The sequence below is a fragment of the Marinifilum breve genome (assembly GCF_003202155.1).
Taxonomy (GTDB): Bacteria; Bacteroidota; Bacteroidia; order Bacteroidales; family Marinifilaceae; genus Marinifilum; species Marinifilum breve.
On the sequence record NZ_QFLI01000003.1, the window covers coordinates 420,749 to 444,362 of the forward strand.

Annotated in this window: 12 protein-coding genes; 6 read left to right on the forward strand and 6 right to left on the reverse strand. The window is 38.6% G+C overall.

The genetic code is table 11. The annotated features are described in order from the left end of the window. Positions 1-10: 10 nt before the first annotated feature. Positions 11-1,594: a sulfatase-like hydrolase/transferase gene (locus tag DF185_RS09450; RefSeq protein WP_133250010.1), complete on the reverse strand. Its 1,584-nt coding sequence runs from the start codon at positions 1,592-1,594 to the stop codon at positions 11-13. A gap of 394 nt (positions 1,595-1,988) precedes the next feature. Here DF185_RS09450 and DF185_RS09455 point away from each other — a divergent pair, with 394 nt between their 5' ends. Next, positions 1,989-3,500: a sulfatase gene (locus DF185_RS09455; RefSeq protein ID WP_110360493.1), complete on the forward strand. Its 1,512-nt coding sequence runs from the start codon at positions 1,989-1,991 to the stop codon at positions 3,498-3,500. 418 nt (positions 3,501-3,918) lie between these two features. Here DF185_RS09455 and DF185_RS09460 read toward each other — a convergent pair whose 3' ends face one another. Genes DF185_RS09460 through DF185_RS09480 form a run of 5 tightly spaced genes read right to left on the reverse strand, consistent with a single transcriptional unit; the run spans position 3,919 to position 13,405 of the window. After that, entirely contained in the window at positions 3,919-5,184 is a 1,266-nt protein-coding gene (locus tag DF185_RS09460; RefSeq protein WP_110360494.1) for a DUF4861 family protein, read from the reverse strand. Positions 5,185-5,204: 20 nt separating this feature from the next. Continuing rightward, the gene (locus DF185_RS09465; protein ID WP_110360495.1) at positions 5,205-8,735 is read right to left on the reverse strand and encodes a chondroitinase family polysaccharide lyase; all 3,531 of its coding nucleotides are present in this window, start codon (positions 8,733-8,735) and stop codon (positions 5,205-5,207) included. Positions 8,736-8,795: 60 nt separating this feature from the next. Further along, positions 8,796-11,207 carry a DUF4962 domain-containing protein gene (locus tag DF185_RS09470; RefSeq protein ID WP_165835992.1) on the reverse strand — a complete coding sequence of 804 codons (2,412 nt, stop codon included), beginning with the start codon at positions 11,205-11,207 and terminating at the stop codon, positions 8,796-8,798. A gap of 22 nt (positions 11,208-11,229) precedes the next feature. Further along, on the reverse strand, positions 11,230-12,681 hold the full coding sequence (locus tag DF185_RS09475) for a polysaccharide lyase 6 family protein (protein ID WP_110360497.1): 1,452 nt from the start codon (positions 12,679-12,681) through the stop codon (positions 11,230-11,232). After that, positions 12,674-13,405 (reverse strand): DUF6250 domain-containing protein, encoded by a 732-nt coding sequence (locus DF185_RS09480; RefSeq protein WP_110360498.1) that lies wholly within the window; start codon positions 13,403-13,405, stop codon positions 12,674-12,676. Before DF185_RS09480 ends, DF185_RS09475 begins: the two co-directional genes overlap by 8 nt. A gap of 707 nt (positions 13,406-14,112) precedes the next feature. On the opposite strand from DF185_RS09480, the gene DF185_RS09485 reads away from it, so the two are divergent. The 5 genes from DF185_RS09485 (at position 14,113) to DF185_RS09505 (ending at position 23,345) form a co-directional block, all read left to right on the forward strand. After that, positions 14,113-16,365 (forward strand): polysaccharide lyase family 8 super-sandwich domain-containing protein, encoded by a 2,253-nt coding sequence (locus DF185_RS09485; protein WP_110360499.1) that lies wholly within the window; start codon positions 14,113-14,115, stop codon positions 16,363-16,365. A 12-nt stretch (positions 16,366-16,377) separates the two neighbouring features. Next, complete coding sequence (locus DF185_RS09490; RefSeq protein ID WP_110360500.1) at positions 16,378-17,601, forward strand: glycoside hydrolase family 88 protein; 1,224 nt, start codon at positions 16,378-16,380, stop codon at positions 17,599-17,601. Between the two features lie 162 nt (positions 17,602-17,763). Next, positions 17,764-20,850, forward strand: coding sequence for a chondroitinase family polysaccharide lyase (locus DF185_RS09495; protein ID WP_110360501.1), 3,087 nt, complete (start codon positions 17,764-17,766; stop codon positions 20,848-20,850). A gap of 3 nt (positions 20,851-20,853) precedes the next feature. Further along, on the forward strand, positions 20,854-22,353 hold the full coding sequence (locus DF185_RS09500; protein ID WP_110360502.1) for a sulfatase family protein: 1,500 nt from the start codon (positions 20,854-20,856) through the stop codon (positions 22,351-22,353). A gap of 140 nt (positions 22,354-22,493) precedes the next feature. Then, positions 22,494-23,345, forward strand: coding sequence for a DUF1961 family protein (locus DF185_RS09505; RefSeq protein WP_110360503.1), 852 nt, complete (start codon positions 22,494-22,496; stop codon positions 23,343-23,345). Positions 23,346-23,614: the final 269 nt, after the last annotated feature.

Here is a 23,614-nt window from a genome sequence, read left to right on the forward strand (position 1 = left end):
AATTCACCAATTATGATTTTGGCAATAGTTTCGCCCAAGTCTCCGTCTTCCACTCAACTGGCTTTTCCATTTCAATGATCCATTGGTCGAAAGCTGTTTTCAATCGGCTAGTCAATTCTGGTTTTTCTTCAGCGAGGTTGTTCTGCTCACCCGGATCTTGTTTGATATTGAACAATTCATATCTGTCTCCCACAGGATAATAGTGCATCATGTAATCACCTTCCAAAACGGTTCCTGCCGGATCAGACAAATATTCACGGTACTGACTTGATGGAAATACAGTCACTTCTTTGCTACCTTTCACATATTGCTCGTAGCCTGCCCAAAAATCAAGATTTTTATCACTCCAGTGGTAGGCCTGACAACCTGCCCAAAACAATTGTCTTTTTTGCTCATTTAGTTTCTCACCTTTTATCACCTTCTGCAAATCTATCCCATCTACCGAATTGGAAACATCAATACCTCCAGCAGCCAATGCTGTTGGCAAAAGGTCCATTGCCGAAACATTTTCGGTAATCACTTTTCCTGATTTGATTAATCCTGGCGCCCAAACAAACATTGGAACATGAATACCTCCCTGGAACATCAGACCTTTATTGCCTTTGAATGCTCCATTAAGTGGTAGTGGTGAATCAACCACAGCACCATTATCGCTTACAAACAAAATCATTGTGTTTTCATCAAGATTCAGCTCTTTCAATTTTGATACAATCTGTCCCATACCATCGTCAACTGCTGCTAAAGTAGCATAGTAATTGTCAACCTCAGGATTCCCAGTATCAAATCTTTGGTATTTTCTTGGTGCCTGTTCCTCTAGTGGAATATGCGGAGCATTGTAAGATAAGAACATGAAGAAAGGATCATTCTGGTTTTCTTCAATGTACTTCAATGCCTCATCGGTAAACTCATCGGTAATGTATCCCTGAGATTTTACATGTTTGTAGTTTCTAAACAAACTTGTTGCATTGTAGTAATTGCTACCATGGTAATTAAATCCATAATAGTAATCGAAACCTTTACTCAATGGATGTTGATTTTTCACACAGCCGTAAATGGCGTCGCGATGATAATCCCGAGTCTTCTCTACCAAAGAATCAATCGTCAACTCTCCCAAATGCCACTTTCCAATCATGGCAGTCTTGTAACCATTTTCCTGAAAAGTTTCTGACAGAAATTTCTCATTAGGACGAACTCCTGCTTCTGCATCGTAATTATTATAGATTCCAAAACGCTGCGTATACTTGCCTGTAAGCAATGCAGCACGTGATGGAGCACAAGTTGTTGAAGCTACAAAGGCATTGGTAAACTTTATTCCTTCGTTGGCCAATTTTGAAGTTTGTGGCATGGCCGATTGAGCTGCCTCATATGCCGCTTCTACCGCAGTCGTATATCGATTCGTTACCTTGGTATTTTTTAACTGATCATGGGTGTAGGAGTCGGAATCGAAATTCAACTGACCGTATCCCTGATCATCGGTCACAACCAAAATTACATTGGGTTGTTGCAACTTTTCATCTGCTGTTTTACTCGTTCCTGTTGCGCAAGCACCTAAAACCAAAGGCCACATTGCATGTATAATCTTGTTTAATTTCACTGATGATTTGTTTTATAAGAATCTTATTAAACTTTATCCTTTAGCTTTTTTATATGAAAACTGAAGCCTAACTGCGTTAAATTCTATTTAAATAGAACCACTATTCGCATAAAATTTGCCTTGTTATCCTTCATTTTTCATCGATAAAAAAATTCTAAAAACAAATTTTAAACAGATTCTAGGATTTTTCTCAAAGTTGCTACATCCTTCCATCCTACTTGTGCAAAATCATACAAATCAATTCCAATATCATACACCACTATTGTACACATCTACTTAATCTACTTTATTTACAAGTGTTTCAAATATTGGGACCATTACCATATTATTTATCTTATTTTTAATCATAAACTTTAATTTCTAATTTTAGTTCTAAATCAACCTAATTCTAAGAATGAATAAACTAGCAACAAAAATATCAAGTTATATAAGCTTGATTGCATGCGCAGGTACTTTGCTATTTAGTGGCTGTACAATTTCTGAACAACAAACTCAACCCAATATCATATTGTTCCTGGTTGATGATATGGGCTGGACCGACACCTCGGTTCCTTTTGGCAAAACTGCAACGCCAAATAACAAATACCAGAAAACACCGAATATGGAATTGATGGCTCAACAGGGCATCAAATTTACCAATGCTTATGCAGCCAGCCCGGTTTGCTCACCTACCCGATGCAGCATTCTTACGGGTAAAAACCCAGCCAGAAGTCAAATCACCAACTGGATTCCAGGACAGGGAAATGATGTTCCTGAATCGGAACAGAAATTATTCATTCCTGATTGGAACATTAATGGATTAACAGCATCAGACATCACCTTCCCAAAAATATTGCGCGAACATGGCTACACAACGGCTCACATTGGGAAAGCGCACTTCGGAAAAGCGGGAACCTCTGGTGCTGATCCAAAACAGTTAGGCTTCGATTACAATATTGCAGGACATCATGCGGGTCACCCAGCCTCTTACTATTATCCTTACGGAAAAGAAGGCAGCAAATACAAGGTTCCCGATCTAAACGAATTCGAAAAAGACAGTCTCTACCTTACCGATGCACTAACTGTAAAAGCAACACAGCTAATCGAAAAACTTTCGAATGAGAAGAAACCGTTTTATCTGAATTTTGCACACTATGCCGTTCACACTCCCATTCAGGAGCACAGAGAGTTGGTTCAACAATTTATTCAGGAAGGAAAAACCGAAGCCGAAGCAAAATATGCTTCCATAGTAGCCAGTATGGATAACAGTTTGGGCGCTGTAATGAACAAGTTGAATGAGCTTAAAATTGCTGACAACACCATCATCATCTTCATGTCAGATAATGGAGGCTTGGTGACTCATGCAGGACATCCAACCACCAATGCTCCCCTTAGCGATGGAAAAGGGACTTGCCGTGAAGGAGGCATCAGAGTTCCAATGATGGTAAAATGGGCTGGAAAAGTAAAACCTGGCACTCAATGTGACGAACCTGTATGCAGCGACGATTTCTTCCCAACCATTCTTCAAATGGCAGGAATTTCTCCTGAGGAATTTCTGGAAACTATTGATGGAAAAGACTTGACACCTCTTCTTACCGGCAAGGGATCCTTTGATCGTCCTGAAGGGATTTGTTTTCACTACCCACACTACTGGGCATGGAAAGGCTTAAGAGAAACCTATCCAAGTATCAAACCCTTTAGCTCTATTAGAATGGGAAAATGGAAACTTTGCTACGGATATGAAGATGAAAAGGCAGAGCTATTCGATTTGGAAAATGACATTGCCGAGAAAAACAATTTGATTGATGAGCATCCTGAAATAGCGAAAAAACTTTGCACTCAATTACAATCGTATCTGCAAAAAGTTGATGCACAAACTCCTGTCGATAGGCACAGTGGAGAGCATTTGGCATATCCTAAATTATAGTGAGATCGATGTAAAACAGATTAAAAATACGCCCCAGATTTTTGAGCGAATGCTTATCCTATTTGCAATTGGATTGGTCGAATTGCGGCGGGCAATTTTTAAATCGGGCGGACACTCGCCGAACTCGGGCGGGCATTCGGCGAACTCGGGCGGGCACTTTCCGAACTGAAGCGGATGCTTTCCGAACTGAAGCGGACAATTTCCGAACTGAAGCGGATGCTTTCCGAACCGTAGCGGACACTTTCCGAACTGAAGCGGGCAGTTTCCGAAACTTTGGAATTTTACCCAGAAAACCAAATAAACAAGCCCAAAGCACCCAGCATAATTGCGATAAGAACAATTTATTCTTGCTGTGCTTTGGGCTTGAATTTAAAGAAACAGGTTCATTTATAAACTCAAGCTATATCTTCTAAGCTTTTTAATATGAAATCTGCAAAGGAGCATTCACTCTTAGAGAAAGATTCTTCATATACTCCTCCATTTCATCTGCTGTTCGAATTCCATTTCTTTCCTGATTCCAGGCAGCAGTCACGTAATACTCCATGAATAGATCCTTTGGTTGCACACCTATCAAATGGTTCAACTCATCATCCATGAATTGCTTGGATTGCCACTGCTCTGGTACCACAACACCTAAACCAACCGTAACTTTGGGATACTTCTCATGATTAATTCTTGGATAATCTGTTCCCCAAAGTGAAATGTATCCGGCCTCTTTATTGATCCTTACATCAGCTCCGTCCATTTTTCGCACTCCAGTACAGAATTCAGCACTCATTTCTTTGGGCAAGTAAGCTCTGTAAATCATCTCACGATGTCCGGCATAAATCATCATCCTTGACAACAACTCTTCACTACCATTTACACCCAGAGCACACATATCAATTACAGAACGTACAGGTCCGCTTGCTCTTACAATCGCATACCTTCCTTTGTTTGCTTTTACAACTTCAGCATTTTTGCCATTCCATGTGCGCAACGAACCAATCCCTATGGTTTTGCTAACAAATAGGATATCTCCTCCATAATCATTTGCAATAAATTCATCATTAGAATACCATTTGGTAGTATCCAACTCCAATCTTTGGTGAATTTTTCCATAGATATCTATACTGCTCCTATTATCGAAATACATTCTGTAGGCCATGATTTCAGATTCCAAAGCTGGTCCATGATGCATGCTTTCCTTATACAAATCACCATTTTCAGAAAAAATGCTATCACGAATAATGAACGGTTTCTTGCCATTCTTTAAGCCCAGTTGAGCATGGGTTCTTTTCTTATAGTGATAATTGGCAGCAAACTCTTTACTTACCTTATATATCAAAGCCTTTATACGATCATTGGCTGCGATATTCACCTGAAAAACCAATTCATCTGGCTTGCCATCATTATCCAAATCATCCAATTGTGATGGGATAATTTTATCACCCAATACTACCAAAAGAGTATTCCCCTTTTCAGGTATCATCTCTTTTTTCAATCGGTGCAAATCGACTTCTACATTACTTTTCGTTCTGTTTTGATGGCTTGTATTTGTAATTTCGATTACCTGACTGCCCAATTGTTCAGCTGCAGGCACAGGCTGATTGCTATCTCTTTTACAACTAACAAAGAACAATGTCAGAATTATCCATAGAGATATGAATTGATATTTCTTTTGATCCATACTAAAGAAAAACATCTAATTTAATTTTCTACCAATTATTTACTCATTAAAACCTTTCTTGTAAGGAGTTGACCTTTCTGTTGAATGCGCACAATGAAAATGTCTGTTTTACTTTGAACAGGGATACTAAATTCATTGGAATTTAGCGTGAGTTTACTGCTTAATGCACGCCCCAAACGATCAAAAACCTGAACCGAAGAATCTTTTGAAAACATTTGCTGTGATTTGATAATGATATTGCCATTCTTTCCAAACACAATCACCTTATTGCTCGCCATATCATTAATACCTGTAAGCAAAGTATTGAATGGTTCTGATGAAGCCAAAGCGGAGATATTCTCCGCTTCATCCTCTGCTACAGCATATAAAATATAGTTTTTATTCTCCCCAAGGTTTGTTAGGTCGGTGTTCCACATCTGGTTGGCAACACATATTTGTTGTCCGTACTGTTCTGCTCCATTACCACTTTTTACCATCTCAATGGTGGGAGCAGCCTTACTCTCTAAATTCAAATACCAGAACAAAGTTCCATCTTCATTACTTGTCAATTCCAATTTGGCTCTTTTTTCCTGGATGTCCTTCACCTTAACATGACCAATAATTGGCTTAGTATCATCAGTGAATTCTTCCCCTTTTTTCAGTTGAAACTGTTGAGGAATACCATCTATCAGTCTTACCTGTATCCTGGTTTCAGTCGCTTGTCTTTCCAAAATATTTACGGCTGAGTTTTGTCCGTCCAATTCCCAATTTCCTTTCAAAACAAATTCTACCAACGATTCCTGACTTGCTTTCGCTGTTGTATAGGCAATTTCTGGCAAGTGTAAATCTGGATCGCAAACACTCATATTCAACTTGCTATTGTCTTCCTTTGGTTGAAGCATTACCAAGCTAGGTGCATTTATTTGTTTCAGAAATTGATCACCAAGCTCTGATGTTGGCTGGAAGAAAACATATCCAGTAATATCTGTATTTCTATCCCAAAGAATATGGGCGAATTCATCTTGTCTAATCACCTTGTAAGCAGCATTCTGCTCCTGCTTCATGCTCTCCGAGAAAGATTGAATTTTAGACAAATCCGCATCGGGAAGAATCACATACTCATAGGTCTGATTACTTGGAGCACTTCCATGATCGATCCATGCACTGGCAAAATCACCCTGAGTGTTCTTCTTTGTTTTATTGTGTTTTGAATCCTGGGAAAGTCTTGAAATCTTAACTTTTGCCCCTGTTTTAATCCAATACGCATTTCCTACAGGATCTACCATCCAGTGATCCTTATCTGTAGTCAAATCGTTCTGAAGCGGAAAAGAAGTCACTGCATTGCTGCTATTCACAAACATGGCATCCGACTGATTTTTCAGGTTCACCTGAAACAAAGTGGTTTCTGTTGGATATTGTGAATTGGAATTGGAGATATCAGAACCTAAACAGATAATTCTATCTTCAAAACAAAATACCGATTTGTTGGCCTGGTGATCTGCAGTAAAATTAGTACGCGCCTTCTCCCTAAGCTTCATTCCAAATATTCCATTCTCACCATCTAAATTTGACGCACCGGTAAATCCTTCATCTGATTTTTCCATCAGTGTACCACTATTAGGGCTTTCCAATAAATTCAATGGCAAATGAATACTGGTTGCTCCCGGATACCTGTTCCAATCCCAACCTTCTTCCACAAAACCACTCTCCGATGCCTTAGCTGGACTCCCTGAACCAATCACCTGAACAGTTCCATAACTCTGGTATCTGCCATATCGATTGTCTTTCGAGTAGATTTCAGATCCCCATACATATTTGTTATATCCTTTCACTGTCACCATCCAATTTCCTCTACGATGAATGCCCAGTGCACCATAATTGTATGTGTAATTTCCATCAGGTTCATTTTCCGCAGCAAATCCTTTTGCAATCAACTCTTGGGCAAGACTAGTATTGGCTGTTTCCAAACGCAAATAAGCTTCAGCCATTTCTCTCCAAACCTCTTCATTTGTATTTGGTTTACCAGATTTGGCCAGATAAGCAAATGCATTCTTCAAACCATTGCTCATGTTTCCTGCAAGCGGATGTCGACCACAAATTCCAAATCCCCAATCCAATAAGTTGGAGTAATTTCTCATACAAATTAGCGCCTTCCCAAAGTTCGTTCGTGCTTCATCAGATAAAGCAAAACAGGTACCGTTTACAAACTTCAAAAAACTTCCTATTCCAGCATAACCTCCCTTACAGTAGGCCGGATACAAACCTCCATGATGAAATCCACTACCATCAGCTTTGATACCGCCCATGGTTCCCGGAACAATTTTCAAAGAGATATCCATCCAACGTTTAATGGCTTTCATTTCTCTTGCCTTATCGGGAGTATCATCCATTGCTATAATTGCAATCAATCGAGGTAATATGGTTGTGTTCCATGAGTCAATTAAACCTTGCAAAGTTCCTACCTCTGGCGCCAGTCTATATTCCTGTATTCCTGTCCAATATTTCAACATGGCAGCAGCATCTTCCAGTTTACCATCTGTCTTTAACTCATCCTTCATCAAGAATATGGCAGGAGGAAACTCCCTGAAATTGTAACCGTAATGGTGGTTGGTTCCCATACCACTACCAACATTCAATCCTTGATCCATCACATAGTCCAACAAATCGAAAAACATCTGCTTGGCTTCATTGTCCTTTTTGTGATACCAAATTTGAGCCAATGATTGCAAAACCGGTCCTACCTGATCCATTTTCACATCTCTATGTGCCGTATCATATTCGTCATCGCTCACATATGGTCTACCTGTAATCACATCGCCATTTCTCTTGATTTCAAAAGCTCTGAACTTGTCTTTTGTCGAAGCAATTTTACTACTTGATGGTGCACTTCCTTTATACGCCTTGATCATTTCCTCCTTAATGGAATCAAATGCTTTCTGCTGCTCAGTACTTACGCTAGCTTCAAGAGAAATGTCATGTGTGTATGTATCATACCAATGCCATAATGCTGCCCAGTGGTTATGATTCATGGCAGGATTAATGTATGGCAGCTGCTTATCTGGTGTTACCCTGTCGTGAATTCGCTTAGAAGGGAATTGCATTCTGTCAAAAAACAAGCTACCTCCCTGTGCATGGGCAGGAGCAATTATCTTCATAAATTCCAAATCCTTACTCGATTTTGGTCCACTCATATCTTCTTTGAATCTAATCCAGCAAGCTCTCCAACCTTTGAAGTTGATGCCGTATTCGAAATGATACTCAACATTTGAACCTTTCCCAAACTGAAACACCAACTTCTCATCCAACGCTTCCTCATTGTAAATCCACAGCATCAATCCTCCTTTGTAGGTATCTACAGCTGTTTTCAAATTAGGTGGATTATCAATTTGTAAAACTGCACCACTGGTCCAATCCCATTTTACAGATTGACTTCCCAGCTTAAAGTGGGAATCACTAATACTCAGATTTGCTCCATTATTGGTACTCCAACCTGAAGGAACACTATTCTCCAGGCCAATGTATTGTCCTTTCACATTGGTGAAAGTCATCAACAGCAAGCCCATTAAATACAGGGTATATCTTTTCATTGGGTAGTTTGATATTAAAAAAGGGTGTGCATAACAATTGCAACACCCTTTATGGTTTTATTAGTTATTTAATATGATTTCAATTTTCTGTTTTTCATTTCCTCCCACTGGTACAATTAGAACTCCTTTGCTCCAATTGATATTTGAGGAATTACCATCAATCAATACTTCTTGAGGTTTCTTGCTCATTGATAAACTCAAGACTGATTTTTCATTACCTGACAGATGTAAGATTAGCTTTTCTTTTTGATGCAGTACATGAACTGAGATTGGCTTGTCAGATTGCAATAACATTTCATTACCTCTGGATAAAGCATTCACTTCTCGTCCAAAATATTCTTTTACCTCTCCATCCTGAAAGTGGATACCTGCCATTTCTCCCTTGAAATTCAATTGATTTGTTTTGGCTTTTTCGGACCATGAAATCTCGGTTTCCAACTTTCCATTTTTATAAATGCCAAGCCCATCTTCCTTTTTCAATGGCTTAATTTCTCTACCTTCCAATTGATCTTCAAACCCGAAAAACAGTAATGAGTTAGCTTCTGAAGAATGTTGTTTTCTCTTTATAACATTCCCTAACTGAACGTGTCCCACACCATTTTTCTTTCTCAGATAGTTATCGTAGAACCACGCCTCTTCAACTTTTTCAATCCAAGTCTCATTCGATAGATCCTTTATAACCAATAAAGGAGCCTTACCCTTTCGGGGATCTATCTTCCATTCTCTCCCCTTTTCCGATTTAAATGGGTTCACATTTCTATCCTTATCATATACATAGGCATCCTTCTTTCCTTGTCGGCTAGTGTATGAGTGCAGAAGTAATTCAAAATCTACATCCTGTTTTGCTTTCATCTCATCCCTCATCAGAAAGATGCCATTAAAGCCCACTACCTCTCTGTGCCAGTACTCCAATTCTTCCAGAGGATACATGTTGCTTGGATCGCAGATTAAATTGAAGTAATCACTTCCATCTTGTTTTCCTGTGCTAAGAATCACATCTGTCTTTCCCCAGATATCCTTGTTTTCAGGATACAATCCAAACTCAGACCAAATATCTCCATCTCCAACCTGACCTTTGCCGTTTACCAATAAAACATTGTGTTCGTTGGTATATTTCGGGTAAGAGTAACCCATATCAATAATATAGGGAACTCCTGCTCTATGAATCATGAACTGCCCATCATCTGGCTGTCCATGCCCTTGATAATGTTGACCTGATTTAATGGTAAAATAACTGGCATCATTCTCCCACGAAGAACGCCAAACATACATGCCTGCATCTTCAAAAAAGTGCCAATTGGGAAGTGTATTTAAATCCACTGCAGGTACAGAGGCATCTCTCCAAATGTATCTCCACACATCAAAATTGGATTTCTGGTCCTGATCTTTTTCTGTTTTCTTTTCAGCACGCCATAGCTCAACCTCTCCTAATTCCAGTTTAGAAGACAACCATTGCGCAATTGAATCTTGTAAGTTCTTAGCCAATGCTGGAAATACCGAATATGGATTTCCCCAGAACTTTGGATTCGCATCAGCATAACGCGCCAAACCTCCAAAGTTATCCTTTCCGCCAGGCAAGATAGAATACATGCAATAGCTTGAAGCATTTTTAAACCAATCCAAACTCTGGTAAGGTTCTCCATAACCTTTCTCCAAAGCATTTCTGCGCAACTCCATCCATTGTACATAGGTTTTCAACTGAAACATGAAGTAAGTTGCTCCCTCATCAGAAAAGCCATCACTCATCAAGGAATTCATCTGACTTGTTAGGGTTTCATATTTGTGTTCTAAACAGTCCGTCCACTCTTTTTGATATTCTTTCGGCACATCGTCAACACCATACAAAACAGCACTCAAGGCTGCATACACATTGGTTCCATGATTACAATTCATGATCGCAAAACTGTTTGTATGAAACCTTGAATAATCTTCATAAAAATGGTGAGCAATACGAATAAGCCTTTGATTGATGTATTCACGCTCTTTCTTGGTAAAATTCTGATATTGCCAATCATAACAGGCCGTCAACGCAATTAAGGCTTGAGCAATTCCCAAATCTCCACCAGGACCTTTGCCTTTTCCTTCTATCCATTTGTCCCATTCTTTCCATTTCAGGATGGTCCAGAAATGCTTCTCAAAAGTTTTCTGATATTTTTGTTTTGGATCAAGCAATTGTACCAAAGCAACTGCCGCTAATTTTTCGGGAAATGAAAATACCAACTTCGATTTTGGGCGCTCTATGGGCTCCATTTTGTTTAGCTTCTCACAAATCAGGAGTAAACTCTCCCATTCATTTTTATGCGTTGTTAAACGCATATCGGCAAACTCTTTTAATTCATCCTTCTGAAAAAATACACGAGGATGACTCTTTACATTTTGTGCCTGTGAATTGCGGATGGTTCCTGCAAAAAGAGTAATCATCAAGACTACCATCACAAGATCTCCCAATCTAAATTTCAATCTTTTTTTCATTATCGTATTGTATATTTTCAATTTACATCCAATCAGGACCAACATCTTTTCTTTGAAGTATCTGTTGTAATCCACCACGCTTCCCTTTTGGAGAATAATACACTCCCGAGGTCTTCACTTTTTCCAGATCAAAATCCAGTCGTTGCAACATCTCCTTGGTTAAATTCTTTTTCCATGCAGAAATATCAGCTGTTGGCAAACTCTTTGGGTTCTTTACTGTGAGAACTTGTTTCTCATCTTTCAACTTTACCTTCATCTTCTGCAAGCCTTTGTTTGGTTTAATTCCACTTCTTCCCTGGAATACATTCCCTTCAAAAACCAGATATTGAGGCTCTGTATGTTTTTTAATATGAGACATTCCTCCTACCATCACATTATGAAAAAAGTACAAACTATCCGGTGGAAACACTTTATTTCGGTGCCCTAAATCATGGATGACATCAATTGAAACTGATCTATTATTCACAAAGAGATTATGGGCTATTGTATTTTCTGCAGTCTTTGGAAAGTGTGCTCCAATCAGCCCAAGGGCCAATCTTTTAGGATCGGAAGGTGATCCAGAACCAAAGTTGACAACGCTTCCTGACTTGGGAGCAAGTCCACTAAAATAATTATTAACTACCAAATGATTTCTGCTTCGAACTGAAACTCCACCGCATCTGTTTTTTCCTTCTCTATTGGAGATAAAAAAGTTACTTTCCACAATTCCTTCTACTCCTTGACGAAGACTCAATGCTCCTTTGCAATTATAGAATGTATTGTAACGGAAGGTATTTCCACAACTCTTCGATGACATAATTTCACTTTCCCCACTGCAATCTTCAAAAAGATTGAATTCTACCGTAGTATAACAATAGCGCTTTGCCATTGAACCATGACCAATACGCATGGCTGAACCTCCATTTCTGCCAAGAGGAGGGCGTGAAAAATAATTGTAGTCTACCCGATGATGATTGCCACCAGTCTTGGGTACATCAACATTAATGTAACTTGCACCTGAAGTTTTTCCCTCAAACCAACAATGATCCACTCGATTGTAGCGTCCATTCAATTGCACCCAAACACCGGTAACTTGATTGTAATTGCGAAATCGACAATTTGTTATTCTATTATTTTCTCCTGACACCAAAACCAATGCCCCATCCTTATCCCTTTTTCCTTTATTGAAATCGATCCCTGATAGAACGATATTACTTCCTGAAAGTACGATGGAAGTATTTCCCATTACAATTACTTTTCCTGGATGCTCTGCCTTTACCACAATTGGTTGCTCTTTGCTCCCACTCCACTTCAGGTCTAAACAAAGACCATGGTATTCTCCATCTTTTAACTCAATCAATCTACTTCCTGATTCTAATGCTGATATCAACGCTTTCTGATTTCCTACTCTGGTCACATTCTGAGCAGCAAGCATAACCACCGATAGCCAAACTATAACAAGCATGCTGATACTTATTCTATAAATCTTATTCATTTCTTCCTTTTATTTGAAATACCTTCACATTGTCTACACTCATATGGTTATTTATCGTTCGTATTCCAAACCAACCATTTTCATAGGCCTCTTCATCCTTAAAGTCATATATTATTACTCCATCACGGATAAACTGCACTCGACCATTTAAAGCAATTAGCTGAATTTTGTATGTCTTGTTTGCTTCTATTAACACATCTGGAGAGGCCAAATCATGTCCAGCAAGCAGAGGTTTGTTCCCATCTCCTGCATAACGACGGAAGCGAGTTTTTGTGTTATTGTGGCCACCCATTCCTACATAGTACAATTGTAAAGTATCGTAATCGTGAAACATGCCTGACGCCTTTCGGGGAGAGTCAAACAGATCCTTCGGGCTTCTAGGATCAGTTGCATTCCAAAAGCAATTCAAATCACTCACTCTATCATTTGGACCGCCTTTTCCTATTACTGTCACATCATATTCAATTAGAACTCCACCCTCGAAATATTGATCCAGCCAAATGGAAGCTCCCTTACAAACATCAATATCCATCTTGCCGTTTTTCACCAAAACTGAGCTACATGAATCTTCCTGAATTTCGCTAATCCAATTGTCTAAACTACCCTCGCTAAAGGAATCTTCAAACAGTAATTCTGATATCTCATACCAATTTTCTTTTTCAGGTTTTGCATTACATGCCCATAAAGAAAGGACAAGAAATACCAGTCCAAATAATCGCATCATTTTCTTCTATTTTAAATATATTACACCCCACTCTACAAAAGGGGTCAACAAACAACAATTCAGAGCACTTAACTGCTCCTGAAAACGATTTCAAGATACCTGAAAGCATCACCTCACACAAACCAAGCCTGTCCCAAATATCCATTTCGGCACACCAGCAAAGCAAGAAGCCCGAAAACACACTGATTTACTATGTGTTAAAAAACCGTACAATATCTTCCGTACGATTTTACACACCATAAAAACACCATTAACAATTGCTCGTTAATGCAGCTTTTCTTTTGGGTTTCTGCACATTACCGCCACCAACAGCAAAACCACTTGATTTATATGGAGATAATAGGTTTTCTTCCCATCCATAATTTTCCGAACAATTGCAACACTCGTAACAACAAGAAAATTAAACCAGTTACATTTTTTGAAACCCATAACACACCACCTTCTAACTTCTGTCTTACTGACACTTACGAAACTTTACTACAGGAAAAGTACCAGAAATGAAAAAGTCCTCCATCTCACAGTGCACAATTCATAATTTTAAATGCAACTCATAGAAGAATCATGCAAGAATAAAGCATCTCTTTTTGAGATGCAATGAAGAAACAACACTGGGAAGTTTACTGCTATTTTAATCGTTCATAGACAAAATTTGATGATTGAAATAGTAGGGAGATGCCTAGAATCATTAACGAAAAAACAAGAATCATATGAACAGAATCCACACCATCTGTTTCACATTTTTTGCCTGCTTGCTCTTGTCGACAAATGTATCGTCACAGGAAAAAGGAAACGCAGATATTCAAAAAATAAGAACAGCACACCAAGGGAAGAAGTTATCCTCAAAAGGAGAAAGTCTTAGTACGGAGAAAACACTCTCCTTACTTCAGGATGATGGCAGTTTTTCCGATGAAACTCCACAAACAAAACATATTAGAGGACGCATCACACAATTAGCTATTGCTTACAAAAAAGCTAAGCAAGTCGAGAAAGAAGAATTGCGAAAAGCCATTTACAGTTCCCTCCAATATTGGATCAATCATCGACCAAAATATAAATTTCCAAGAGTACCTTTTGAAACCCTAAGGGCAATGGCTGCCATTGAGTTGGTTATCTATAATGACATGATAAACGAACGAGAATCAAATCCAGACATGGCAGGTACAATAGATACATTAATTCAAAGTATTAGTGAATTTAGTCATTGGTGTTGGTACAATGGCAAAACCCCAAAGGTCTTCGATAAACATGGTGGACATAACAGAGGTGGTAATGTTGGTTATCGCTTATGGGGAATGACAGCCATAGCCTCTTGTTCAGGAAATGAATCTGAAATGGATTGGGTACACGAAATTGTAAAAGAACAGTTTCCAAGGGTTGTAAATACTCCTACAGATTTCCCTACTGGTTTTACAACTGATGGATCATGGATCCAACACAATGCAGGAGGTGCTCAAAATTACTGGGTTGGATATGGAGTCCACTGGATCAACCATGTTCTTAATTATGCTGAAGCAACTAAGGAAACTCGATGGGCTCTTACTGAAAAAGAATGGAACACCATTGCTGACTACTATCTGGATGGCATACAGTGGTATCACTTTAAAAACCGTGCAGCCCTGAATTTAGCAGGAAGACACAATGCATTGAAGAAAGCTCCAGCCGACAATGGAGATATGAAGAAAAAGATCACCAAACTGATGGCAATCTCTCCATATACATTAGAAAGAGAAGCTGAATTAAAAACACTTCTTCAGAAGCAGAGAACTACACATACTGCAACTCTTGATTCTACCAAGTATTTCTGGAATACAGATTTGTTGATACATAGCACCCCGAATGCTTACTTCTCAATCAAGATGTTATCAAACCGAACTACAGGATGCGAAACCTCTGAAAGTGAAAGAGCTCACGGGAAAAACAACTTTTTTAGTGGTGATGGTTCTACCATGATCTACCGAAATGGAAAAGAATACGACAAAGCACGTATTGGATGGAATTGGAGAGCTTTACCTGGAATTACTGCTCTTCAAAAAACCGGAAAGTTACCATTGAGTCCATGGGGACGTGAGAGTAAAAGTAAAAATCAATTTGCCGGCGGATTGGCAGCCAACAAAAAAGGAATTGCTGCCTTTCAATACAATCGTGTAAATAGCTATGTAAACCTGCAAGCCAACAAAGCATATTTAACCTATGACAATGTGCTTCTTGCCCTGGGAAATAGCATCAGAAAAAACAATGATGATGATTTCGATGTATGGACAACACTGAATCAAAGTATCAGAAACGGATCGATTCATTACAATATCAATGGTAAAAAAGGAAAGATCAAGGAAGGTAAATCTTCAAAGCTGAAGTTCAAAGACATCAAGAAAACTTCGTGGGTTTATCATGATGGTACAGCTTACCTGATTTTCCCAACAAAAAAAGAAAGTTCGCTGTTGCTATTTGCCGAAGATAGAACTGGTAACTGGGCTGATATGGATGGCCGCTATTTAAATGCAAACAACAAGGAAGGTCAATTGGAAGAAACATCCATTTTTCAGCTTTCCTTATCACATGGCAAACACCCCGACCAAGCTGACTATTCATATATCGTAATTCCAGGAATTGAAATCAATACGGTAAAAGAAATCTGTAAGGAGAATTTCCCTCATATCATTCAAAACAATGATGGACAGCAGGCTATTCAAATTGATGCCAACACTTATATGATGGTCTTCTACAAAAAAGGATCAATATCTCTAAAAGATGGAATTAGCTTGAAAAGTGATGTACCTGTTATTGCCATGCTATCTATTAACGATAAAGAGGCTGTAATTCAAGTGTCTGATCCTCTTCATCAGCAGAAGAGTGGTAAGATTAAAATCAAAACAGAGAAGCAAACTTATGAATCAATCATTGACTTCCCACAAGGAATCAATGTTGGAAAATCAACTGAAATAAAATTAAATCTTAAATAATAAAGTTCAAAAATGAAGCAAAACCTTCAATTTACGATTCTTTTGACTTTAGTGGCCTTTCTTTGGTCATGTAATAGTCCAAAAACTTCTTCTAACAATATTGTAGAGGAAAATGTAGAGTTCGCGACCCAGCAAATTGGTCGTGAAATAGAAAGTATGAATGCCAAAGGAGAAATCTTGAATCCCAGAACCATTCACAAGGATGGAACCACCAGATATAATACTCCAGAGCTCTGGACCAGTGGATTCTTCCCTGGTTCTTTATGGTATCTGTATGAATTAACAGGTGATAGCAAATGGAAAGTTGAAGCAGAAAAAGTTACTGAAACATTAGATACAGTTCAGTACCTAACATGGCATCACGATGTAGGTTTCATGGTATACTGCAGTTATGGTAATGGCTACAGACTAACCAAAAAACCAGAATATAAGGATGTAATTATTCAAGCTGCAAAATCACTGAGTACCAGATATCGTCCTAATGTGGGCGCAATTCAGTCTTGGAATGTTCACCGTGGATGGCAAGCCAAAAGAGGCTGGCAATGTCCAGTGATCATTGACAATATGATGAACCTGGAACTGTTGTTCGAAGCGACTAAACTAAGCGGAGATGATAGCTTTAGAAGTATTGCTATTAAACATGCTGAAACAACTATGGAGCACCATTTCCGAGATGATTATAGCTCTTATCATGTGATCGACTACGATACCATCACAGGACAAGTTCGCAACAAAGTAACTGCACAAGGATATGCTGATCATTCTGCCTGGTCGCGTGGACAAGGATGGGCGATTTACGGATATACACTTTGTTACCGTGAAACCAAAGACCCTAAGTTTTTGAAACAAGCGGAAGCTATTGCCAACTACCTATTCTCTCACCCAAGAATGCCTAAAGATCTTGTTCCTTACTGGGATTTTGATTGCAAAGATATTCCAAATACCCCAAGAGATGCTTCAGCTGCAAGTGTAATTGCTTCTGCTTTGTATGAGTTGAGCACTTATTCTCCTGAAAAATCTGAATCTTACAAGAAATTGGCCGATGAGATTGTTGTAAACCTTTCTTCACCTGCTTATCGTGCTAAACTGGGCGAGAACAACAACTTTTTATTGATGCACAGTGTAGGAAGTATTCCTCATGGAGCCGAAATTGATGTTCCTTTAAATTATGCTGATTATTACTTCCTGGAAGCTCTTTGCAGAAAAAGAGAGTTGGAAAAACTAGCAGCCAAATAAGTTCAACTTGTCCCCGACATTTTCCGGGGACAAGCTCTATTTTTACATTACTATAATAGAAAAAGTATCAAATATTGATTTTGGTACACTTTATTCCTCAATCATTATCTTGTATCGAGCAAGTATTCTTTTCTTGCAACTGCAAAACCCAATACATAAACAATGCAAACAAAAAAACATACTATACTACTTCACTGTTTTAAGCAGGTCTTACTCATAGCCTGTGTTCTGATCAGTGCCAAGTTATCAGCTCAAGACATTTTCGTGCCTGAAATCATCTCCTTCGAAGGAGAGCAAGTAAACTCTCAATGGAGTGCTGATTCAAAATCTGAATTACAAGTTAGCAAACGTCATTTTAAGCATGGCAACCAAAGTTTAAAATGGACATGGGAACAAAAAGGAATTCTGGAATTGGATCAGAATATAAACTTTACTCCCTTTAATCCTGAAGCAGTAGATAAATCAATTCCAACCTTTTGCTTTTGGGTTTACAATGAAACTCCTAAAAATGAAAAAATCACGGTTCAGTTTGCCACAGATACAACGGTAAACTGTGAATTTAAATTCGGATTAAACTACAAAGGATGGAGAGCTGCCTGGGTAGCTTTCGAGCGCGACATGAAAGGGACACCTGTAACCAGCATGAACAAGATGAAAATCATTGCCCCAGAAAATACTTCTGGTAGCTTGTATTTCGATCATATCATGTTGTGCACTCCTGCCGACAGCAGATGGAACACACCAGATTACCAGGTTCCATTTGTAAATGCAAAAACTAAAAACCATTGGTTGGTTCTTTATAAATCGAGCTTAAACAAGCCGAAGCAAAAACTTGGAATACTAACTGATAAACTGATCAAAGGGATTCAGGTAATCAATAAAAGGTATACTAAATCTGTCATCAAAAAAGTAAAAGTTACCGACAAGTTGATGAATCAAATCAGAAAAGACTATGCCAAATACAAAATTTCCAGAAGTGAGGATCAAATTACTGGAGAAAACATCTGGTTCTGTCGTTTCTCAGAAATATACCGCCCATACACTAAAGAATGGAAAAACTACTTCAACAAGCATAACAAAGGCTTTAAAAAGTATACCAAATTGATGTATGATGTTGCCTGTGCCTATAATCAAACAGACAATGTCGAATATAAAAGTGAGCTGGAGGAATTGTTCTTCAATCTATCTGATCACCTAATCGATCAAGGCTGGGCTGAAGGAAGCGCTAACGGAACAGTTCATCATCTGGGATATAGCATGAGAACCTACTACTCTGCCTATTTCCTTATGCGTGGATCATTAATCAAAACCAAGCGATTAGACCAAGCTCAAAAGGCTATGGAATGGTATTCGGGTGTGAAGGAAATATATGCTCCTTTTCATGGCAAAGGAATGAGCATTGATGCTTTCAACACATCTGTAATGGGTCGTTTGGCAAGTATTCTTATTCTTGAAGATTCTCCTGAAAAAGTACGTTACCTTAATGCCTATATTGCTTGGATTAACAATGGCTTGGAATATGCACCCGGTCTAGAAGACAGCTTTAAAGTAGATGGTTCTGTGTTTCACCATGGTAATAATTATCCTGCTTACGCTACGGGAGGATATGATGGTGCTACTGCAATGGTTTATTTCTTCAGCCGCACCCCATTCCATATTTCTCAAGAGGGACATCGTATTTTGAAGGAGTCACTGCTAAAAACCCGTTTGTTCTGTAATAAAGAAACATGGCCTCTTTCTATGTCAGGTCGTCACCCTAAGGGAACTGGAAAATTAAACCCAATCCATTACGGGTTAATGGCTCTGGCGGGAACTCCTGATGGCAAAGAAAAGATTGATCCGGAAATGGCCTCGGCATACCTTCGTTTGGCTAAAGGAAAAAAATCAAGCAAGTGGGTAAAAACATTCGAGAAAAAAGGATTCAAAGCTGAAAATGATCCTCAAGGAAACTGGACAATGAACTATGCTGCTTTGGGCATTCACAGAAGAGACAATTGGTCGGTTACGGCACAAGGACACAGCCGATACTTATGGGCTGCTGAACACTATATTGGGGCTAACTACTACGGCCGTTATATGAAACATGGTCAAGTTCAAATACTTTGTGGAGATAAAAAGGTGAGCAACTTTACTTCTGGCTTTGAACCAAAAGGTTGGGATTGGAACAAGTTCCCTGGCACTACTGCTATTCATCTGCCAATTGACGAATTGGAAGCCAATATTCTGAATGTTGATCAAGTAACCGGATATGAGGAGATGTTGATTTCTGATGAAGCATTCGCAGGTGCTCTATCACATGAAGGAAACAATGGACTTTGGGCCATGAAACTTCATGAACACGACAAATACAATGGATCTTTGCGTGCCAATAAATCAGCATTCTTCTTTGATAATCGAATCGTTCTTTTGGGTAGTAATATTGAGAATAACAATCAGAAATATGAAACTGCTACTACCCTATTTCAAAATCATTTGAAGAATAAGGAGGATGAAATTCTTTTCAATGGCAAGTTCATCTCTCAATTTCCTTACAATTGGACAGGGGAAAATAAGAAAGCTACTACTCTAACTGATCTTGTTGGAAATAGCTACTACATTCCTTCTCAATATAATGTGAAGATTGAGAAAAAGTTACAGCACTCAAAAGATCAAAAGAAAAAAACACCTAACCAAGGTAATTTTGCTTCCGCAATCATATCTCATGGTAAAGCACCTCAAAAATCAGAATACGAGTATGCAATTCTAGTTCAGGATAAAGGACAATATATCTCTTCTTTTGCCAAACAAATGAAGAAGAATAAAAAAGCGCCTTACCTGTTACTACAAAAAGATTCCAAAGCACATATCGTATTTGACAGAGCAAGCAATTCTACAGGATACGTTCTTTTTGAAGAGAATACCAAATTAACAAAGGGTGACATTACTTCCATCAGTGCTCCTGCTTTGGTAATGATTAGCAAAAATAACAACAAAGCCAAACTAAGCCTTTGTGATCCAGACCTGCATTTATATGAAGGTGCTGCAGATGTTGTAATCGAAAATGGTAAACGCAAAGAACGAAGTGTATATTCCAGAGACTGGTACAAAAACGAAAGTAAAACCTCAAAAATAAGAATTACTATTAAAGGTGAATGGAGTTTACAGCCTAATGAATACTGCAAATTGCTTGAAAGTAATTCCGACAATACAACATTGGAATTCAGCTGTCAGCATGGCTTGACAAGAGAAGTTGAACTACAAAAAAAATAAATCATGGCTAAAGATATTTCAAGAAGAAATTTTATACGTAATACCGCTGCAATTACTGCAGGTATGACTCTTATTCCACAGGGCTTACTAAGCTCTTGCACCAGAAAGGGGAAAAAACCAAACTTGCTATTCATCTTCCCAGATCAATATAGAAAGCAAGCCATGGGTTTTATGAATCAAGATCCTGTGATAACACCTAACATTGATAAACTGGCACAAGAAGGTGTTGTATTTAGTCATGCCGTAAGTAATCATCCTTTGTGTAGTCCATATCGTGGAATGTTACTTACTGGAAAATATCCACTTTCGAATGGAGTATTATCAAACTGTAACTCGGCAAGAACAGCCTTTGGAAACTTTTTAAAGCCGGATGACGTTTGTTTCTCAGATGTATTATCGAACAATGGCTACGATGCTGCATATGTTGGAAAATGGCACCTTGATGGACCAACACCAACCCAAAAGGGAGAACCTAAAATCTGGGATTCCTATTGCAAACCAGGAAAACATCGTCACGGATTTAATTTCTGGTATTCTTATGGCGCAGATGACAACCATTTGACTCCACATTATTGGATTAATGATGCAGGTGAAGATCAGGCAAAATACTTTAAACAGTGGTCCCCTGAGCACGAAGCCGAAGTTGTGGAGAAGTACTTGGAAAATGTGGGTGATAAATTCAGAAATGATGACAAGCCATTTGCCATGTTTTGGGCCATCAACCCTCCTCATCACCCTTTTAACCTGGTACCTGAGAAGTACAAAGAACGTTTTGAGGGAAAAACAGAAAAAGATGTTCTGAACCGTCCTAACGTACAGTTTACCGACAACAGAGAAATGGGTGATAAAGGTTTTGGTGATATGTTTGTTGAAAAACGAATCGATCAATCCATTGATTACTTCTCGATGTGTGAAGGGGTAGATTTACAAATTGGAAAAGTACTTGAAACCTTAAAAGAACAAGGTTTGGATGAAAATACCATTGTAATCTTCACTTCTGACCATGGGGAAATGCTAGGAAGTCACGGAATGATGCACAAAAATGTTTGGTACAGCGAAGCTTATGATATTCCATTTATCATTCGTTGGCCAGAGAAAATAAAAGCTGGAACCGATGATTTACTTCTAAGCGTACCAGATGTAATGCCAACCCTACTAAGCTTAATGGGAATGAAAGAAGATATCCCTACAGAAGTGGAAGGAAAGGATTACTCTGGAATTTTCAAAAATGAGGAAGTAGATCGCCCGGAAGCTGCATTGTATTTCTTTGCAAAACCAGAAGATGAGACGGAAAAACGCAGAGGTGTGAAAACACATAACCATACCTATGTGATCGCATATGATAACAAAGGAGAAAAAAATCACTTCTTGTATGATGATGTGAAAGATCCGTACCAAATGAATAATATTTATGGAGAAAATACAGAGTTGGAGCAGGATTTAACTGAAAAGTTACGTGAGATCCTTATCAGAACCAACGATCCGTTTATTTCTCTTCTATAAAACTTTTAGCATATCGTGATAGGGAGAAGGATGAGCATTGAGTTACACTGTATGGGGTTAGTGTTATCCTTAATTTTTTCATTCGTATTATCGCTTCAATTGGGATAATCAATGCTCTCCTTTTCTAATTTATTTTGAACATGAATAAACTATTTAAATATTTCATTCTTTTGTTTGTACTTATGGGTTCTCAAGAATCCTTTAGTCAGAAATCATTGGAGGAAGGAAAAACCAAGACCTTATTCTACCAATGCAATTTTGATAGCCAAACCGCTTTAGATGATTGGGTGATGGAAGGTCCTGGAATTGCAAAAATCAACAAAGGTAGGCTAGAACTTTATTCCCGATATCACAAGAAAGTGTATCGCAAAATAAAAAAGGGTGAGATTGTTTTTGAAGAAGGTACAAACAAATGGTATCAGAACTACACAGATGGACTGGCTTTAAAAGCAGAACCGCACATGTATCCTTCCTACAAGTTAGGCGATACTTTTAGAGGTGGACACCTGGTATACTGGAACAAAATCATTACACCGGAAAACTACGTGATAGAGTTCGATTTTCAGAGTCCTATTCCCTTCCCATTGCACATGATCATGTTTTCAGCAACAGGTACAAAAGGGGAAAATGTATTCCATCCTTCCCTAAAGAAGCGATGTGGTGTAGCCGCTCAGTATACTAAGGGTGACATTTACAATTATCGCATTTCCTTTTTGGCTCCCAAACGTGGCACTGCCAATATGCGCAAATGTCCCGGTAGAAGATTGGTAACAAAAGGACCAGATCTAACGCTTAAAAACCTTACCGGAAAACATCACATGAAGGTTATTAAATGGAAAGACCAGATTGAATTCAGGATAGATGGTCAATTGATTTTCCAATATCATGATAAAGAATCGGATGCTGCCCTGGGAGCCGGACAAACAGCCATTCGATTGATGGTTCCTGCCAGAGGATATTACGACAACTACCAAATCTTTGAATTAAAATAGAGATTCAGCACATAAATTGCATTCCTCTTTTCCCTTGCGGCAAAGGGGATTTTTTTTACTCGAATCACTTTCCCGAAAAGAAAAGTGCACTTGTAAGCTATTAAGCCTTTCTGATTTCAGGAAAACAAAAAAGTTACAATTCCTGCCACTCTAATAAAAAGGTGAAGCATACTTGTCAATTAAGCCCAAAAACACTTCCATTCTATCCCAAATCCTAATTTTGGCACTTCCCGGTACTCTAAATCCACCTGAAACACATTCTATTTCCA

Bases quoted from the DNA above. Each gene is read 5' to 3' on its own strand.
- DF185_RS09490 (WP_110360500.1), top strand. From the start codon at position 16,378: ATGAAGCAAAACCTTCAATTTACGATTCTTTTGACTTTAGTGGCCTTT.
- DF185_RS09455 (WP_110360493.1), top strand. From the start codon at position 1,989: ATGAATAAACTAGCAACAAAAATATCAAGTTATATAAGCTTGATTGCA.
- DF185_RS09475 (WP_110360497.1), bottom strand. From the start codon at position 12,681: ATGAATAAGATTTATAGAATAAGTATCAGCATGCTTGTTATAGTTTGG.
- DF185_RS09465 (WP_110360495.1), bottom strand. From the start codon at position 8,735: ATGAAAAGATATACCCTGTATTTAATGGGCTTGCTGTTGATGACTTTC.
- DF185_RS09485 (WP_110360499.1), top strand. From the start codon at position 14,113: ATGAACAGAATCCACACCATCTGTTTCACATTTTTTGCCTGCTTGCTC.
- DF185_RS09495 (WP_110360501.1), top strand. From the start codon at position 17,764: ATGCAAACAAAAAAACATACTATACTACTTCACTGTTTTAAGCAGGTC.
- DF185_RS09500 (WP_110360502.1), top strand. From the start codon at position 20,854: ATGGCTAAAGATATTTCAAGAAGAAATTTTATACGTAATACCGCTGCA.
- DF185_RS09480 (WP_110360498.1), bottom strand. From the start codon at position 13,405: ATGATGCGATTATTTGGACTGGTATTTCTTGTCCTTTCTTTATGGGCA.
- DF185_RS09460 (WP_110360494.1), bottom strand. From the start codon at position 5,184: ATGTTTTTCTTTAGTATGGATCAAAAGAAATATCAATTCATATCTCTA.
- DF185_RS09505 (WP_110360503.1), top strand. From the start codon at position 22,494: ATGAATAAACTATTTAAATATTTCATTCTTTTGTTTGTACTTATGGGT.
- DF185_RS09470 (WP_165835992.1), bottom strand. From the start codon at position 11,207: ATGAAAAAAAGATTGAAATTTAGATTGGGAGATCTTGTGATGGTAGTC.